Origin of the sequence: Corynebacterium sp. MSK310 (assembly GCF_030227355.1) — a bacterium.
Lineage (GTDB): Bacteria > Actinomycetota > Actinomycetes > Mycobacteriales > Mycobacteriaceae > Corynebacterium > Corynebacterium rhinophilum.
Genome location: NZ_JASPFZ010000043.1, coordinates 1 through 960, shown reverse-complemented (window position 1 = coordinate 960; position 960 = coordinate 1). Strand labels below are relative to the sequence as shown.

Genomic DNA, 960 nt, shown 5'->3' with positions numbered 1-960 from the left:
TGTCGTTGGGGCTGGCTTTTGTGCCGGTGGTGTAGCTGTGGTGTGGGGTGTGTCGTCCTAGTGCGCGGTGTGGGCGTGTGGTGTTGTAGTAATCGCGGAATTCGTCGAGGAGTTGTTGCAGTTCAGCAATGGTATGGGCGGCTGGTCGTGCGGCGAGCCATTTTTTAAGGGTTTGGTGGAATCGCTCAATTTTTCCTTGGGTTTGCGGGTGTCCTGGCCGTCCGTTTTTCTGTTGGATTTTGTGTGTGGTCAGGACTTTTTCAAAGGCATTTCTCCCGCCTTTGCGCCCGGCTAGCCGGGCAGTAAATACTAAGCCATTATCGGTGAGAGTGGATGCTGGCGGGCCGTATGTGTTGATCAGGCGGGTTAATTCTTGTGCTACCTGTGGGCCGCTAAAGCCGGCTCGTGCGGTAATAGATAGCAGGTAGCGGGAGTGATCGTCGAGGAAATCCAGCACGTCGACGCGGGTGTTATCTGCCAGATAGATGTAGGTGATATCAGCCTGCCAGCATTCATTGGGCATGGCGGCTTCAAAGCGGACAAATGAGCTTTTAGGCTTCTTCTTCGGTGCTGGGGTGATAAGGCCTTCAGCGTTGAGGATGCGGCGGATTGTTGATGTTGATGGGCTGCGGTGGCCGTCTTTTTCTAGGTGGAAGGAAATGGTGTCTGGCCCGGCATCGAGCCCGTGGCGAGTTAATTGCTTGCGGATAGCGATGATTTCTTTACGCAGCTTGTCAGGCACTGCCTGTGGATGGGTATGCGGGGCACGAGAGCGAGGCGCGATGGCGTCGGCGCCGCCGGCGTCAAAGGCGTTGAGGATCTGATAGACGCGCTGGCGGGAGATTCCAAAACGCTGGGCGACTTTAGAGGGGCTGCGGCCCTGTTTGCGGACTGCCTTGACGATGGCCATGTTGCGGTTGGGACTATTCATAGTGTCAAACATGTCGCGACTGATGAGTA

At 55.8% G+C, this 960-nt stretch carries 1 protein-coding gene; it reads right to left on the bottom strand.

Annotation, left to right across the window (positions count from 1 at the left end; genetic code table 11):
• A partial coding sequence (locus QP891_RS11650; RefSeq protein ID WP_284771068.1) for an IS481 family transposase occupies positions 1 to 931 on the bottom strand: 931 nt, incomplete at its 3' end.
• Positions 932 to 960: the final 29 nt, after the last annotated feature.